This is a genomic window from Algoriella xinjiangensis (genome assembly GCF_900115015.1).
Taxonomy (GTDB): domain Bacteria; phylum Bacteroidota; class Bacteroidia; order Flavobacteriales; family Weeksellaceae; genus Empedobacter; species Empedobacter xinjiangensis.
The window spans coordinates 21,648-37,872 of sequence record NZ_FOUZ01000004.1 but is presented as its reverse complement, the minus strand read 5'-3'; the positions used below and the strand labels follow the sequence as shown (position 1 = coordinate 37,872).

Annotated in this window: 13 protein-coding genes; 6 read left to right on the top strand and 7 right to left on the bottom strand. The window is 30.8% G+C overall.

Annotated features, from left to right (window positions below; all coding sequences use genetic code 11):
* The 4 genes from BM072_RS04395 to dnaN form a co-directional block, all read right to left on the bottom strand.
* Nucleotides 1–1,569, bottom strand: coding sequence for an NAD(P)/FAD-dependent oxidoreductase (locus BM072_RS04395; protein ID WP_092906954.1), 1,569 nt, complete (start codon nucleotides 1,567–1,569; stop codon nucleotides 1–3).
* A 121-nt stretch (nucleotides 1,570–1,690) separates the two neighbouring features.
* The gene (locus tag BM072_RS04390; protein WP_092906952.1) at nucleotides 1,691–2,122 is read right to left on the bottom strand and encodes an META domain-containing protein; all 432 of its coding nucleotides are present in this window, start codon (nucleotides 2,120–2,122) and stop codon (nucleotides 1,691–1,693) included.
* A 15-nt stretch (nucleotides 2,123–2,137) separates the two neighbouring features.
* Entirely contained in the window at nucleotides 2,138–4,564 is a 2,427-nt protein-coding gene (gene pheT, locus BM072_RS04385) for a phenylalanine--tRNA ligase subunit beta (protein WP_092906950.1), read from the bottom strand.
* A gap of 37 nt (nucleotides 4,565–4,601) precedes the next feature.
* Nucleotides 4,602–5,720, bottom strand: a complete 1,119-nt coding sequence (gene dnaN, locus BM072_RS04380; protein WP_092906948.1) for a DNA polymerase III subunit beta — start codon at nucleotides 5,718–5,720, stop codon at nucleotides 4,602–4,604.
* Nucleotides 5,721–5,986: 266 nt separating this feature from the next.
* Here dnaN and BM072_RS04375 point away from each other — a divergent pair, with 266 nt between their 5' ends.
* From BM072_RS04375 to BM072_RS04360, 4 genes are all read left to right on the top strand, one after another.
* Nucleotides 5,987–6,265 (top strand): GNAT family N-acetyltransferase, encoded by a 279-nt coding sequence (locus tag BM072_RS04375; RefSeq protein ID WP_092906946.1) that lies wholly within the window; start codon nucleotides 5,987–5,989, stop codon nucleotides 6,263–6,265.
* 5 nt (nucleotides 6,266–6,270) lie between these two features.
* Entirely contained in the window at nucleotides 6,271–6,897 is a 627-nt protein-coding gene (locus tag BM072_RS04370; RefSeq protein WP_092906944.1) for a carbonic anhydrase, read from the top strand.
* A gap of 62 nt (nucleotides 6,898–6,959) precedes the next feature.
* The gene (locus tag BM072_RS04365; protein ID WP_092906942.1) at nucleotides 6,960–9,782 is read left to right on the top strand and encodes a DUF748 domain-containing protein; all 2,823 of its coding nucleotides are present in this window, start codon (nucleotides 6,960–6,962) and stop codon (nucleotides 9,780–9,782) included.
* A 4-nt stretch (nucleotides 9,783–9,786) separates the two neighbouring features.
* Nucleotides 9,787–10,536 carry an SDR family NAD(P)-dependent oxidoreductase gene (locus BM072_RS04360; protein ID WP_092906940.1) on the top strand — a complete coding sequence of 250 codons (750 nt, stop codon included), beginning with the start codon at nucleotides 9,787–9,789 and terminating at the stop codon, nucleotides 10,534–10,536.
* Between the two features lie 46 nt (nucleotides 10,537–10,582).
* On the opposite strand, the gene BM072_RS04355 is transcribed toward BM072_RS04360, so the two are convergent.
* Both BM072_RS04355 and BM072_RS04350 read right to left on the bottom strand, forming a co-directional pair.
* Nucleotides 10,583–11,035, bottom strand: coding sequence for a GNAT family N-acetyltransferase (locus BM072_RS04355; protein WP_092906938.1), 453 nt, complete (start codon nucleotides 11,033–11,035; stop codon nucleotides 10,583–10,585).
* Between the two features lie 40 nt (nucleotides 11,036–11,075).
* Nucleotides 11,076–13,445, bottom strand: a complete 2,370-nt coding sequence (locus tag BM072_RS04350; protein WP_092906936.1) for an outer membrane beta-barrel family protein — start codon at nucleotides 13,443–13,445, stop codon at nucleotides 11,076–11,078.
* A gap of 109 nt (nucleotides 13,446–13,554) precedes the next feature.
* On the opposite strand from BM072_RS04350, the gene BM072_RS04345 reads away from it, so the two are divergent.
* Entirely contained in the window at nucleotides 13,555–14,877 is a 1,323-nt protein-coding gene (locus BM072_RS04345) for a sensor histidine kinase (protein ID WP_092906934.1), read from the top strand.
* The gene (locus BM072_RS04340; RefSeq protein ID WP_092906932.1) at nucleotides 14,867–15,550 is read left to right on the top strand and encodes a response regulator transcription factor; all 684 of its coding nucleotides are present in this window, start codon (nucleotides 14,867–14,869) and stop codon (nucleotides 15,548–15,550) included. Before BM072_RS04345 ends, BM072_RS04340 begins: the two co-directional genes overlap by 11 nt.
* Before the next feature lie 63 nt (nucleotides 15,551–15,613).
* Here the strand turns inward: BM072_RS04340 and BM072_RS04335 are convergent, their stop codons facing one another.
* On the bottom strand, nucleotides 15,614–16,207 hold the full coding sequence (locus BM072_RS04335; RefSeq protein WP_092906930.1) for a DUF937 domain-containing protein: 594 nt from the start codon (nucleotides 16,205–16,207) through the stop codon (nucleotides 15,614–15,616).
* Nucleotides 16,208–16,225 lie beyond the last annotated feature (18 nt).

Here is a 16,225-nt window from a genome sequence, read left to right as displayed (position 1 = left end):
TTATTTCTTGATAAAATTCTTTACGGCGATTGCAACTTTTGCGCCATCCATTGCAGCAGAAATAATTCCACCCGCATAACCTGCGCCTTCAGCACAAGGAAATAATCCTGAAACTTGAATATGTTCTAACGTTTCTTCGTTTCTAGGAATACGAATAGGCGAAGATGTTCTAGATTCTGTTGCGACAACATTTGCGTTTTCTGTAAAATAACCATCCATTTTTTTGCCAAATGTTTGGAAACCTAATTGCAACGATTGATGAACTTCTTTTGGTAAAACATCGCTTAATAAACCAGAAGTTAAGCCTGGTAAATAAGAACAATCATTTAATGAGTTAGATAATTTTCCTGATACAAAATCAGTCATTCGTTGTGCAGGCGCTTTTAAACTTCCGCCACCAACTTGCCATGCTTTTTGTTCGACCATTTGCTGAAATTTCATTCCAGCTAAAGGTCCTGTAAAACCATATTTAGCAAAATCTTTTTCATCAACGGTAACAACCATTCCCGAATTTGCAAAAAATCCATCACGTTTTGATGGCGACCAACCATTTACAACCAATTCTCCTTCGTCTGTAGATGCAGGTGCAATAATTCCACCCGGACACATGCAAAAAGAGAAAACACCGCGACCAGCTTCTTGCGAAACCAAAGAGTAGGATGCAGGTGGTAAATATTCGTTGCGTTCTGTGCCAATTGGACAATGGTATTGCGAAGCGTCGATTAAGTCTTGTTGATGTTCTATACGAACACCCAATGCAAAAGCTTTTGCTTCGAGTAAAATATTTTTTTCATCTAACATTCTGAAAATATCACGAGCAGAATGCCCTGTTGCTAAAATCAATGAAGATGTTTTTATTTTTGTATCGTAATTTAATTCGATTCCTTTTATTTGATTATTTTCGACAAGAATATCCGTCAATTTTGTATCGAATAAAACTTCACCACCACATTCAATAATCGCTTCTCTCATGTTAGCGATAATTCCTGGTAATTTATTTGTTCCGATATGCGGATGCGCTTCTTGTAGAATGCGTTCTGTTGCTCCGAAATGAACAAACCATTGCAAAGATTTCAAGATATTTCCACGCTTTGTAGAACGTGTATATAATTTTCCGTCCGAATAAGTTCCAGCACCACCTTCACCATAACAATAGTTAGATTCGGGATTTACTTTTCCTTCTTTATTCATTGCAGCTAAATCGCGTCGGCGATCACGAACATTTTTACCACGCTCGATTATAATTGGTTTTAAACCTTGTTCAATCAATTCTAAAGCGGCAAATAATCCCGCAGGACCAGCGCCCGCAATATAAACTTCGTGCGCATTTTCTACATTCTGAAGATTTGGATTGAATTGAAAAGCATCATAAAAATCTTCGTTAATAAAAACATTGGCTTGTAATTGATTGACAATATTTCGGCTACGTGCGTCTAAAGAACGACGTATAATTTGATAAGCATTGATGTTTTCGGGTTTCGTTTTTGCGGCAGAAGCTAAACGTTGTTTTAAAATAGTTTCGTTAGCTGCTTCGGCAGGCGAAAGACGAATTGTTACGTTTTGAGGCATATTTATTGACTAAAAATAGACTACAAAATTACGTTAATCCATTCAATAATCATATTTCTTTAAAATTAAAAAAAGCGACCAATTTCTTGATCGCTTTTTTTAGTATGTATATTTTTAAAAACTAAGTAGTTTTAAATGTCAACAATAAAATATTTCCTTTATAAAGATGTAATTCTTTTCCGACAACTTCGTAGCTGTTTACATTTTTTAGCATTGATAAAAAAGCTTTTTCTTTTCCTAAATTAGGGCAAGCCATTTTAGTTTCAGAAAAATTAACAAAACTTGTAACGCCACTAACTTTTGTAAAAGTTGCTGTAAAATTATTGCAACCAGCAAAACCACTAACTGTAGCGTTTGCTTCGTCAATAACAATCGAAACATCTTTGTCATATAAACCTTTTACAACATCGTTTTCATTTACCAAATACCAATTTTGGTTTGCTAAAGAAACTTCGCCTTTTGGTTTTAATTTCGCTGTATTTGCAGTTGTAGAACATGAAGTTGCTACAAATAATGCAAAAAGTGTCGTACAAAAAATAGTTGCTATCTTCATAATTATCGGACTATATTATCTTAATTCTGCGTTGAATTTTTCTTGATACAATTTGATTAATTTATTCATTAATCCATCAATTTCTTGATCGCTTAATGTTTTATTTTCATCTTGAATCATAAAACTTAATGCATACGATTTTTTACCTGCAGGTAATTTATCGCCTTCGTAAACATCAAATAAATTTACGGCTTTCAATAAATTCGTTTTTACTTCTTTCGTTGCTTTGTATAATTCTTCGTACTTAACAGTAGAATCAATTAATAAAGCTAAATCACGACGAGAACCAGGGAATTTTGAGATTTCTTTGTATTTTAAATTGTGTTTATTTGCTAAAGAAACCAATGCATCCCAATTTAATTGAGCAAAATAAACATCTTGATTAACACCAATTTTCTTCGCTAATTTCTTGTTGATAATTCCTAATTTACCTAATGATTGACCATTCGAAATAAACTCGATTCCATCTAAAAAATTATCATCTTTCGCAGGTTTTTCATCTGTAATTTGAATATCTAAACGAACAAAAATTTGTTGAACTAACCCTTTTAAATCAGCAAAAGAAGCTTTGCGTAAATTACCAGTCCAAGATTCGCTGTTAAAATTACCCGAAAGTGTAATTCCTAAACATCTTGTTTCTTCGTAAATTTCGTTTATTTTACGGTAAACTTTACCGAACTCAAATAATTTAACATCACTATTACGACGGTTAATGTTAAACGCAACGTTTTCTAATAATCCGTTTAATAAAGTACGACGCATTACAGCTAAATCAGCAGAAAGCGGATTTAACATAGCAACACTTTCTCCTTCTGGATAAAAGAAAATTTCTTCGTATTCTCTTTTTGTCAAAGAGTTGTTCATTGCTTCATTAAATCCAAAAGAGATTAATTGACGCGCAATAAAATCTTCAATTTTATCTGGACTTACTTTTTGATTTGGAACGTATGAGAAAGAAAATTTTGAAGGAATTTCGATATTATCATATCCATAAATTCTTAAAATATCTTCAATCAAATCTACATCACGTTGTACATCTACACGGTATGCAGGAACTTCTAAATCTAAAATTCCGTCTGTTTCTGATAAAATTTTAATCTCAAGATTTTCTAAAATTGCTTTTATTTTATCTTCAGCGATTTCTACACCTAATAATTCAACCACTTTTGCTAAACGTAGTTTTACGTTAAAATCTTTGATTGGATTAGGGTAAATATCGTCAATATTCGAACCAATTTCAGCACCAGTAATTTCAACTAACATCATCACTGCTTTTTTCAAAGCATCAACGGTAAGGTTAGGATCAATTCCACGCTCAAAACGGAAAGAAGCATCTGTATTTAATGCATGTCCTTTTGCACCTTTACGAATTGTTACAGGCTCAAAATAGGCAGATTCTAAGAAAATATTAGTTGTAGAAGCTGAAATTCCAGAATCTTGTCCGCCAAAAACTCCACCAATACACATTGGCTCGTTTTCGTTACAAATCATTAATTCGTGTCCTTTTAATGTACGTTCAACGCCATCTAAAGTTGTAAATTTTGTGCCTTCAGCTAATTTCTGAACAATTACTTTATTTCCTGCAATTTTATCTGCATCAAAAGCATGTAAAGGTTGACCTAAATCGTGTAAAATATAATTTGTGATATCTACAACATTGTTAATAGGTGATAAACCAATTACTTTTAAACGATTCTTTAACCAATCTGGTGATTCGTTAACTTTTACATTTTTTAAGTAAATACCAGCATAACGTGGTGCAGCTTCTAGATCTTTAACTTCGATAGAAATAGGATTTTTTCCGAAATCTGAAGTTGGATAATTAGAAACATCATACGTTTTGAAGGTTGTTGCGATGTCACGTGTTTTTAAGGCAGCATATAAATCGCGGGCAACACCAAAATGAGACATTGCGTCTGCGCGGTTTGGTGTTAAACCAATTTCGATTTCGTGATCGATTTCTCCATCATTAAAAAGTTGAGAAGCAGGAGTTCCTGGTGTTAGATTTTCAGGTAAAACTAATATTCCTGAATTATCTGTACCAATTCCTAATTCTACTTCAGAACAAATCATTCCGAAAGATTCTTCTCCACGAATTTTGGCTTTCTTTATTTTAAATTCTCCGTCTGGAGATGGTAAAATTGTACCTACTGTTGCAACAGGAACATTTTGACCAGCAGCTACATTAGGAGCGCCACAAACGATTTGTGTTTCTAGACCGTCTCCTAAATCTATTTTAGTTACTTTTAATTTATCTGCATTTGGATGCGGAACAGCTGATAAAACTTTACCAACTAAAACTGTATCCAAGTATTTTTTAGCTCCACCCACTTGTTCTACACCTTCTACTTCAAGACCTGTGCTTGTAAGTGTTGCAGAAATTTCGTCTAGCGTAATATCTGTATCAATGTAGGTTTTTAGCCAATTGTATGAAATTTTCATTGTATTTAAAAAAAATGAATTTATGTATTCTTGTTACTTATGCGTTTAACATAACAGGCATTACTAACATTAGGATTTCTTCGCCTTCTTCTAAACCATCTACTGGTTTGATGATTCCTGCGCGGTTAGGTTCTGACATTTCTAATGTTACTTCTTCTGATTGTAAATTATTCAACATCTCAATTAAGAAACGAGAATTGAAACCGATTTGTAAATCTGTTCCGTTATAATCGCAAGGAAGTCTTTCTTCTGCCTTATTTGCAAAGTCGATATCTTCTGCTGAAATTGTTAATGAATTTCCAACTAATTTTAATCGAACTTGGTTTGTTGTTTTGTTAGAGAAAATTGCAACACGTTTTAAAGATGTTAAGAATAAGTTTCTATTAATCGTTAATACGTTTGGATTTTCTTTTGGAATTACCGCTTCATAATTCGGATATTTACCATCAATTAAACGACAAGTTAACACGATATTTTGGAATGAAAAACGTGTGTTTGTTTTGTTATATTCAATCGTAACATCATCGTTATTACCGCCCAAAATATTTTTCAATAAGTTAAGTGGTTTTTTAGGCATAATGTATTCTGCAGCTTGTAAATTCTCTAAACCAGTACGCGTATATTTTACTAAACGGTGAGCATCTGTTGCTACAAAACGAAAAACATCATCGCTAGCTTGAAAAAATACACCTGTCATAATTGGGCGTAATTCGTCATTTCCTGTCGCAAAAATAGTTTTCAGAATAGCTTCCGATAATACACTTGCTCCTAAAGTAGTTGTACTAGCATCTTCGATGTCTGGTGTTTGAGGATATTCATTAGCGTCTTCAAATGCTAATTGATAGTTACCTTGTTCAGATACAATTTCCAACGTATTTCCTTCTTTTTGAATAAAAGTTAGAGGTTGAGCTGGAAAAGTTTTTAAGGTATCTGTAAGAATTTTAGATGGAATTGCAATTTTACCACTATCATTAGATTCTACTTCTAAAGTTGTCGAAATAGTTGTTTCTAAATCTGATCCAGTAATTCTTAATTGATTTCCGTCTAATTCGAATAAAAAATTATCAAGAATTGGTAGGGTGTTATTTGAGTTAATGACACCTCCTATTAAGTTAACATTTTTTAATAACGTGTTGCTCGATACAATAAATTTCATATGAAGAATATTTCCTAAAATATCTAACAAATGTATGAAATTATCAAGTAAAAAAACTCAAACCTATACAATTATTATAGTATAAAATGCCTTGTTGTTGAATATCAATTAGAAAGATGATTTTTAAATTCTTCAAATATTAGTTAAATTTTGTTTGAATAAGAACCTTTTCGACCTTAAATTTGTGTTGTATTTATACACTTTTAACAAAATATTTGGTAAGCAATTCATTCAAAAAAATTACCTTAATCATAAAAATAAATAACATGAATATCGAATTGAAATTGGATGGAAAAAATGGCGTTTTCGAATTGATGGACGAACAAAATAAAGCCGTTGGCGAATTAACATTTATCTTAAAAGAAGAACAAATGATAATTAATCATACTGGCGTAAATCCCGATTTGAGAGGACAAGGTTTAGCCGAAAAATTAGTGTTAGAAGCGGTAGATTATGCCAGAAAAAATAAGTTAAAAATCATTCCGTTTTGTAGCTATGTAAGTGTTTATGTAGGTAAACATCCAGAAGTGCAAGATGTAATTTAAGTCGTATGAATTTAGAAAAAGTTTTTAAACACAATCAAGAATGGGTTGAGAAAAGATTAAATCAAGATAAAAATTATTTTGATAAATTATCTGCAGGTCAAAACCCAGAAGCCTTATATATCGGTTGTTCGGATAGTCGTGTAACGGCAGAAGAATTGATGGGCGCAGAGCCAGGCGAAGTTTTTGTACACCGCAATATTGCCAATATGGTAATTAGTTTGGACATGAACACAACATCGGTTTTAGATTACGCTGTAGAGCATCTAAAAGTGAAACATATTATTGTTTGCGGACATTATAATTGTGGTGGAATAAAATCTGCAATGGTACCAAAAGATTTAGGAATTATGAATCCTTGGTTGCGAAATATTCGTGATGTTTATCGTTTACATTCAACAGAATTAAATGCGATAGAAAATGAAGGAATGCGCTACAATCGTTTGGTAGAGCTTAATGTACAAGAACAATGTATAAATGTTGTTAAAAATCCTTTTGTGCAACACGCCATGGAAAAAGGCTTGGAAGTACACGGTTGGGTTTTTGATTTATTTACAGGAAAATTGATTGATTTAGAAATCAATTTTGACAAAGTACTTGAAAATATAAAAGAGATTTATGATATTAACGAATAACGTTAATGTTTCGTTAACTTTGGTATAGTAATTGTATTTCACTTGTTAACCAAACTATATCAATGTTTAAGAATCCTTGGACTAAAAAAATCGGTATCGCTTTAATCTCAATTATAGCGATACTTTTTGTTTTAAGCTTTTATATAACGTATTTTCTCAATAATAGACTTCCAAAAATTATTGCAGAAAAAAACGACACGGCTTATAATTTAACCTACGAAGATTTAAGTTTTTCAATCTTTAATTCTTCACTTTCACTCAAAAATATCGAAGTTTCTCCAAAAGATTCAACTTTAATCAAAGATTCGATAGAAGCAACGGGAAAAGTAAAAGAGATAAATATTGTCGGAATTAATTTCTACAAACTAATCACGAAAAAAGAAATTTCGGCATATTCTATCAATGTCGAAAATCCGAGTGTAAATTACTATTTGCGTGATAAAAAAGATACCATAAAAAAAGATACGGCGCAGTCAAAAGTTGGACAAAGCATTGATGTTTCGAATGTAAATATCAACGATGGCGAGTTTAATTTATTTTCTCAATCAGGTAAAAAACATCTTGCAAATGTGTCTAATTTTAGTATTGATTTTGATGGAGTTCGTTTTAACGAGCGAACTGTAGGTAAAAAAATTCCGTTCAAATATTCAGAATTTGAAGTAAAATTGGATTCGATGTTTTTTGTAATTAAAGACCGACAAATTTTACGAGCGCGAAAAGTAAAATGGAATGATACCGATTTTGAGTTGGATAATTTTACGATGAAACCACTTAAAATGAATGGTAAATTTTATGTTCCCACTGATTCTGAAGCTGATTTATTGGATATAGAAACGCCTTTGCTTTCGTTAACAAAAATGGATTGGGGTTTTACGAGTGATGATAAATTGTATTTCAAAACAGATTTAATTCGTTTTAAACAACCAAAAATTACAATTGTTGAAGCAAAATCTGCAAATAAAATTGATAAGAAAGAGATAAAAGTAAAACTTAAAAAAGAAGACGCCGAATTAGTTAACATCAAAAAAATACAGATAGAAGATGGAAAAATTCAGTCTTTATTTTCGAATGCGAAAACTGTAAAATATGCCGTAAATAATGTTGATTTGAACATTGAAGGTATAAAAATGAACGATTTAACACGAACAAATGATATTCCAATTGATTATAAAACGTTTCGTGTAAAGTTAAGTTCGATGTATTATCGTTTAAATGAAATGCATATGTTAACGGCTTCTAATCTTGATTTGACGGAGAAAAAATTAGTCTTGAAAAATTTTAAGATGAAACCGTTGATTTCTAAAACGCAATTCAATCAAAAATATACAAAATCCAACACATTATTAGATGTCGAAGTGCCAATTTTGACGTTGAATAATAACAGTTGGGGAATGCGAAATAACGAATTTTATTTTCATACCAGTTCAATCAAATTAGATGAGGTTAATGTGAAAATATTGGATCAAAAGAATGAAAAAGTTATTGCAAAAAATGTAGACGAAGCTGCTAAAAAATTCTTAATCAATTTTAATTTAGGTATTGATACAATTCAGGTTAAACGTTCAAGATTTATAGCTAACCAAAAGTTTGATTTTAATGATGTTGATTTGACTGTTTTAGGTTTAGTAAATGTTTATGGAAAAGAATTAAATGTAAAACATTTGATTTTGAAAAATCCAAAATTCACACTTTTTGGTCAGCCAAATCGAGTAGCACAACGAGATTCTAAAACTTCGCAAGATTTTAATGATATTATAAAAGTAAACAAAGTTTCGTTGATAAATGGTCATTTAGATATGATTCCTTTTCAAAAAAAATCACCAAATCTTAGTTTAAAAAATATACAATTAACGTTTGACGAGATGAAAGTTGATCCAACAACTATTCAACAATCTATTCCGTTTACGTACAATTCTGTTCTACTAAAATCTTCGGGAGTTGATTTTGATATGGGAGAAGTTTACAAATTAAATACGTCTAATTTGCAGTTGCACAACGGGAATTTGGTTGTAAATAAATTAACGATGACGCCAAAATTATCTCGAAAAGAGTTTACAAATTCTCTGAAAGTAGAAGCAGATTTGTTTACAGTTTCGGTTAATCAACTTTCTGGAAATGGTGTAAGATGGGGAATTTCTTCTTCAAAAGAATTTTATTTAAAAAGTAATTTATTCAAACTAAATGGACTTTACGCGAATATTTACCGCAGTTTATTACCGCCAGATGATACAAAGCGCAAAACATTTTTCTCAGAAAAGTTACGTAAAATGAAATTTGATTTAAGTGTTAATCGTTTAGAATTGGTTAATTCGAAATTAGAATACGAAGAGGAAACTGAGAAAAGTATTGGTACAGGAAAACTTACTTTTTCGGATATAAATGCAACGGTTAAAAATATAAATTCGGGTTATAAAAAGAAATCTTTGCCTGATGTAATTGTTGATTGGCGTTCACAATTTATGCAAGGAGATTTACGTGCGAATTGGGCTTTTAATCCGATGAATACTTCAGAAAAATTTAATATAAATGGCTCTATCACCAATTTGCCTGCTAAAAATATGGATCCTTTTGTAAAACCATATCTTAAAGTTTCGGTTGATGGAAATTTTAATAAAATAAAATTTAATTTTGATGGAAATGATAAACTTGCAGGCGGAAGTTTTGGAATTGATTACAACGATTTAAAAGTAAATGTTTTGAAAGATGATGGTTCTAAACGTAAACTTTTATCAGCCGTAGGAAATGCAGCGGTAAAAAATGATTCGCGCGGGCAAATGAAAAATGTTGAGGTTAAAAATATCGAAAGAAAACAAGATAAATCATTTTTCAATTTCTTTTTAGCTTGTATCTTAGATGGCCTTAAAAAAGCATTATTAATTATTTAAAAAGATGAAAAGAACAGTCTTCATTACCGGAGCAACATCTGGCATAGGAATGGCGACAGCTAAAAAATTAGCGCCAAATTATAGGTTAATATTATGCGGACGTCGTCAAGATAGATTAGATGAAATAGAAGAAGAATTAAGCAAATTAACAGAAGTTAAAACATTGCAATTTGATGTACGCGATAAAACAGCAGTTTTTGGAGCTGTAGAAAGTTTAGAAAACGACTGGAAAACGATTGATATATTGATTAACAATGCAGGAAATGCGCATGGATTAGCAAGTTTTGATGAGGCTGATTTGGAAGATTTAGAAGCAATGATTGATATTAATGTAAAAGGATTAATTTATGTTTCGAAAGCGATTATTCCATTGTTGAAAAACTCATCGAATGCTCATATCATCAATCTTTCGTCTATTGCAGGAAAAGAAGTTTATCCAAATGGCGCAACTTATTGCGCGTCGAAAGCTGCGGTAGAATCTTTGAGTAAAGGGATGCGTTATGATTTGTTGCCTTTCGGAATTAAGGTTTCTAATGTTGCGCCTGGAGCTGTAGAAACAGAGTTTTCTTTGGTTCGTTTTAAAGGTGATCAAGATCGTGCAGAAAATGTATACAAAGGTTACGAGCCTTTGGCTGGAGAAGATATTGCAAATACAATTGAGTATTTATTAAATCAACCCGAACATGTGCAAATTGCAGATGTTACCGTTTTTCCAAAAGCACAAGCTAGTGGAGCCGTATTTTTTAAGAAATAGAGTTATTGAAATAAATAAAAAAAAGAAGCCAATTGGCTTCCTTTTTTTATATCATTTTCTCAAAACAAACGCTCGTTTCATCTTCTTTATATTGACCATAATTTTCGATCTGAATAAAATTATTTCGCTTGTAAAGCGTAATTGCTTCGGGTTGCATCATTCCAGTTTCAAGAATACATTTTTTATAACCCAATTCTTTTGTCCAAATTTCTAATTCATCCAACACTGTTTTTCCAATTCTATTTCCTCTAAAATCAGGATTTACATACATTCGTTTCACTTCCATTGTATCGTCCGAATAATTTTTGATTGCGCCACAACCAACTGCTTTTTCTTCAATGTAAGCAATAACAACGTGTTTTATTAAGTCAATTTTATTGAATTGTGCAAAAAAAGAATGTTTATCTCCATCTCTAATTTTTAGGTCGGCATCTAATTCTTTTACAAGTTTTCTGAAATCAGTATTATCAGAATTTGTACGGATTAATTCAGTTTTCATGTTTGATGTTTAAAACTCAAATTTAGAAAAATATAGTTGACTAAATCCTATTTTGTTCTGCTGTTTTTTCTATTTGTTTGGCCTCTTTTACTTTCTGATTACCAAAGTTGTATTTCAAATTAAGAATAAAATATTGCGTATCTCTATAATCTTTAAAATATTGATTTTGATTCGCATATTTTGTCACAATTGTATTGCGATCTGTTCTAAAAATATCATTTAAAGTCAAACCAATTTCGAAGCGTTTGTCCCATAATTTTTTGTTCAAAATTAGATAAGTATTTTGCGAAGAACCAATGTCAAATGAAGCTTGAATCGCTTTTGAATTGTAAACATAACCAGCCGAAATACTAAATGTTTTTTCGGTATCTAAATCAATTTGAGTATTAAGATTTACATTGTAAAAAACTACATCATTTTTATATGTTTTTTGATCGGTTCCGAAAAAATAATTTTTATTGTATTCTGCCATCGCAAATAAATTAATTTTCCACCACGATTTTAGATTATAATTTTTCGATAAATTAAATCCATACGCTTCACCATTTTTAATATTTGTAAAATGATAAACCGTTTCAAAAGTTTCAGGATTTTGGATAGATAATTCCATCGCAGGATTTTTTTCGTAACGATAATACGCCTCAAAATTCCAATCGCTAATTGTATACGTTAAACTCAAATTGTGAATAATCGTTGATTTTATAGTTGGATCACCCTGAAAATAAGAAAATAAATTATAATATGATTTTGAAGGATTCAAGAAATTATAGTTTGGACGATCAATTCTTTTGCCATAGTTCAACCCAAGTTGACCAGATTTTTCAAAAGAATACATCAAATAAGCCGTCGGAAAAAAATCTGTTTTTGTTCGATTATTTTTAGAATATGGATTATCCGAAATAATATTAATCCAAGTAGTTTCGGTTCTCAAACCAGCTTTTGCTTCCCATTTTTCCCATTTAAAATTTGACGAAATGTAAGCTGCAAAAATCTGTTCTTTGTAATTAAAAACATTACTTTTTTCGGGTTGATAATCAATTTGGTTCGTTGTTTTTTCAAAAAAATCTAAGTCATTGTCATTTTTTACAAAACTATATTTTAAACCAGCTTCTAAACCAAAATTGTCGTTTGTCAACGCATAATCCAATTGTGTTGCATATAAATTGATATCTTGTTTGGCTTTGCTCAAAAAATAATTTTCTTTATACGGTTGATTGATAAAATGTAATTGAGTCAAAACATCTTGACTTTCTTTGTAATGACGTGTACTGAAATTATTGGTCCAAGTCAAATTATTTTTTCCAAATTTTTTGTCATAAGCCAAGTAAGCATTAAAATTATTAGAAAATTCTTTGCGATGATTTTGTGTTAAATAATAGGATTCAATTTCATTTGTATCGAGAGAATAAATTGTTGTCGGAACTTTATAATTTCCGATAGATGCAGGATTGTTGTATCCATTTAATCCAAACTGTAGATTGCTTAAACTATCTATTGTGTACTGCGAAGCAAAATTGTAAATATGTTGTGCTTTTGCTACTGTTTTTCTAACCATATCGCTTTCCCAGCGAGTTTTATCTGCGTCGTAGGTTACCACATCAAAATTAGAACGCATATATTTTCCGTTCACAAAATAATAACTTCCACTTAATTGCCATTTATTTTTATTGTACGATTGCGAAGTTCCAACCATTCCTTTAGCGTATGTTGCTTGATGATAACGCGTAGAAAATTGACCTTTGTAACCAGAAAGTACATTTTGCTTCATCTTTATATTGATAATTGCACTTCCCGAAGCTTCGTATTTTGCGGGCGGATTTGTAATAACTTCCACCGACGAAACTGTAGAACCTTCGGTATTTTCTAACAATTGTTTTAGCTGATCTTCGGTCATCAATGTTTTTTTATCGTTGATGGTTACTAAGATTTGCGTATTTCCACGAACACTTAATTGATCATTTTTAACCAAAACATTTGGCGTGTTTTTTACAATATCCCAAGCGCTTAAATTTTGTAAAGGCGTATTTTCTACATTAAATTCAAGGCGATCAATTTTACGTTTTATCAAAGGTTTTTGACCAGAAATTGTAACCGTTTTCAAGTCAATTGATTCATCTTTTTTAAGTAAAATAGTTAGTGGAGATTTAATTTTATTTGTTTGAAAATTTTGTTCAAATTCTTGAAAACCATATTCTTTAATGTAAATTGTAAAAGAAGAAGCTTGTTCTATTTCAAAATTGAAAATTCCATTTTCATCCGAAGTTAAATCATAATTTTTTTTGGCTGAGGTTTCAATTTCAATAGAAATTGCAGCTAGCGGTTTATTTTCCTCATCTACAAGTTTTGTCGTAATGTTTTGCGCAGAAACAAAACTTGTTGCAAATAAGAAGATATATAGAATGGTTTTCATCGTTATTGTTTTTTACAAAGCTCAATTTAAATGGCTTTGAAGTTGGTTAATGAACGGTTAACGATTGGTTAATGTGAAATTTGTGTAGAAAAACAATGTATTTTTGAATATGAATCATCAGAAAAAATATTATTCTATTTTGTTTGCTTTTGTATTGTTGATTTTAATTGCATTACAAGGTTATTATATCTTTAATTCGTATCGTTTAGAAGAAAAAGATTTAAAAAAATCTGCTACAGATATTGCAATGAAAGTGATGCAGCAGATGGAGAAAAATGAAACTGACGAAACGGATAATAAAGTGTTGGATTATTTTAAAAAACTCAATCATAATAAGGCTTTGAAATACAGCGAATTGCAAGTAATTAGTGATAAATTGATTATGAATCATAAACGATTAACGCCTATTATAGATTCATTATTAAACGAATATTCCAAAGAAAACGGTTTTAAAATAGCTTTGAAAACAGAGATTTATTCGGTTTTTGATGAAATTAATAAGAAAGAATTATTGCCCGATTCGCCGATGATTGTTTACGAATCTTCATCCGAAATTAAAAATCCAGTTAATGTAAATTTGGGTGTTTGGTCGTCTGATGATATTAGTAATGAAAAAGATTCGGATTTAGGAATAGATAAAAGTCAAAGACATAAATATAAAATCCGTTCAAAATCCGATTTTGAATTGATTAATATTCAGTTTTTAGTACTCAAGAAAATCATTCCGCTTATTGTAATTAGCTTATTAATTGTTGCGTTGATTATCTTTTTATATTGGAAAAGTATGCAAAATCTCTCTAAACAAGAAGAAAAAATTAATCAATTACATTTAACAATAGACTCTATTGCACATGAATTGAACACGCCAATTACAACGATGAAATTTGCTTTGCAACAAATTCAGAATTCCGAAACGAAAGAAATAATGAGTCGTCAAATTCATCGATTAGAAAACACAGTCGAATCTATTTTTTTGAATGAAGAAAGTTCGAATGAATTATTAAATGAGTCTGTTTTGAATGAAATTATTCAGCAAACAAAATCATTGTATCCAACAATAGAAATACAAGTTAAAACAATTTTTGAATATAATTTGAAGTTAGAAACACACGATTTTAAGTTGATATTTCAAAATTTAATAGAAAATTCAGTAAAATATGGCGCATCTAAAATTGAATTAGATTTTAAGTTTCAAAAACAAATTGCGTTAAATTTTATTGACAACGGAATTGGAATTCCTGCTAAAGATTTGCCTCATGTTTTTGATAAATATTATCGCGTAGATCGTCAAATTAATCAAAATGTAAACGGTTTGGGTGTTGGTTTATATTTGGTTAAAAATTGTGTAGCGCGTTATAATGGTGCAATTACAGTGCAAAATAAGCTAGAAAAAGGTGTCGAATTTAAAATAGAAATTCCAAATGAAAACTAAATTAATATTAGTAGAAGACGATCAAGATTTGGGAATGGTTTTAAAACAATATCTCGAATTTTCTGATTTTGAAGTTATTTGGTTTGATCATCCACAAAAATTTCTGGACGATTTAGCAGTATTAGAAACTTCAAAATTATTGATTTTAGATGTTATGATGCCTCAAATTGATGGATTTACTTTAGCCAATCAATTAAAAAATCAGCTCAATATTCCTTATTTATTTTTAACGGCGAAAGGTCAAAGTTTTGATCGGGTTTTAGGTCTGAAATTAGGCGGCGAAGATTATATTACAAAACCTTGCGATCCTGAAGAATTAGTTTTGCGAATAAAAAATATTTTGAAAAGAAATCAATCTATTTTAGAAGAAATTGTAAGGATTGGAAATTATAATTTTAACCGGAATCAAATGCGTTTATCGTTTGATGAAAAAGAATTTCAATTAACCGAAAAAGAAGTAGAATTGTTAGAATATTTTATTCTTCATAATCATAAATTGGTCACAAGAAAAGAAATTTTAGAAACTATTTGGGGCGAAAATGATTATTTTATGGGACGAAGTTTAGATGTTTTTATGACACGTTTACGCAAATATTTTACATTGGACGAACGTGTAAAGTTTGAATCTATAAGAGGAGTTGGATTCAAAATTGATTTGCCTTTGTCAAAATAAAAACCAAAAAAAAGCAGGAAAATTTTCCTGCCTTCTAATTTTGTATTTAAATAAAGTATTGTCTTATTTTTTGAAGAAACCTCCTAATAATCCCATTGCATCACCAATACCCAATTGTCCGTCTCCGTCTTGGTCTAGTAATTTTTCGAAACCACCTAAGTTAATTCCACCTTGATTTGCAGTTGATGCCGAAGAACCTCCAACTAATCCACCTAATAAACCAGTAATTCCGTTAGAATCTAATCCTTCTGTTTGTTTTTGTTTTCCTAAATATCCCATTACAATAGGCGCAACTAAAACTAAAATTTGCGTTACTTGTCCCATATTCAAACCAGATTCTTGAGAAATAGCAGCTTCTACATTTTGTTGTTTATTACCCAAAACATGACCTAAAATTCCTAAACCATCTTGTTGATTTCCACCTTGTCCTAAAAATCCAGAAAGATTATCTAAAATACTCCCATCGTGTTGACCTAAAGCAGAAGCAATTCCGTCAGCACCACCGTTTTGAGCATTTTTATTTAAAGCTGATAACAAAAAAGGAACAGCAGCAGAAACAGCAGTTTGCGCTTGCGATTCGTTGATACCTAAATGACTTGCAGCAGAACCAATAATTTGTTGACCAATAGCTCCTTGAATTAAATTTGTAAAGTCCATAAGTTTAAATTAATATTT

Bases quoted from the DNA above. Each gene is read 5' to 3' on its own strand.
- BM072_RS04395 (WP_092906954.1), bottom strand. From the start codon at position 1,569: ATGCCTCAAAACGTAACAATTCGTCTTTCGCCTGCCGAAGCAGCTAAC.
- BM072_RS04390 (WP_092906952.1), bottom strand. From the start codon at position 2,122: ATGAAGATAGCAACTATTTTTTGTACGACACTTTTTGCATTATTTGTA.
- pheT (WP_092906950.1), bottom strand. From the start codon at position 4,564: ATGAAAATTTCATACAATTGGCTAAAAACCTACATTGATACAGATATT.
- dnaN (WP_092906948.1), bottom strand. From the start codon at position 5,720: ATGAAATTTATTGTATCGAGCAACACGTTATTAAAAAATGTTAACTTA.
- BM072_RS04375 (WP_092906946.1), top strand. From the start codon at position 5,987: ATGAATATCGAATTGAAATTGGATGGAAAAAATGGCGTTTTCGAATTG.
- BM072_RS04370 (WP_092906944.1), top strand. From the start codon at position 6,271: ATGAATTTAGAAAAAGTTTTTAAACACAATCAAGAATGGGTTGAGAAA.
- BM072_RS04365 (WP_092906942.1), top strand. From the start codon at position 6,960: ATGTTTAAGAATCCTTGGACTAAAAAAATCGGTATCGCTTTAATCTCA.
- BM072_RS04360 (WP_092906940.1), top strand. From the start codon at position 9,787: ATGAAAAGAACAGTCTTCATTACCGGAGCAACATCTGGCATAGGAATG.
- BM072_RS04355 (WP_092906938.1), bottom strand. From the start codon at position 11,035: ATGAAAACTGAATTAATCCGTACAAATTCTGATAATACTGATTTCAGA.
- BM072_RS04350 (WP_092906936.1), bottom strand. From the start codon at position 13,445: ATGAAAACCATTCTATATATCTTCTTATTTGCAACAAGTTTTGTTTCT.
- BM072_RS04345 (WP_092906934.1), top strand. From the start codon at position 13,555: ATGAATCATCAGAAAAAATATTATTCTATTTTGTTTGCTTTTGTATTG.
- BM072_RS04340 (WP_092906932.1), top strand. From the start codon at position 14,867: ATGAAAACTAAATTAATATTAGTAGAAGACGATCAAGATTTGGGAATG.
- BM072_RS04335 (WP_092906930.1), bottom strand. From the start codon at position 16,207: ATGGACTTTACAAATTTAATTCAAGGAGCTATTGGTCAACAAATTATT.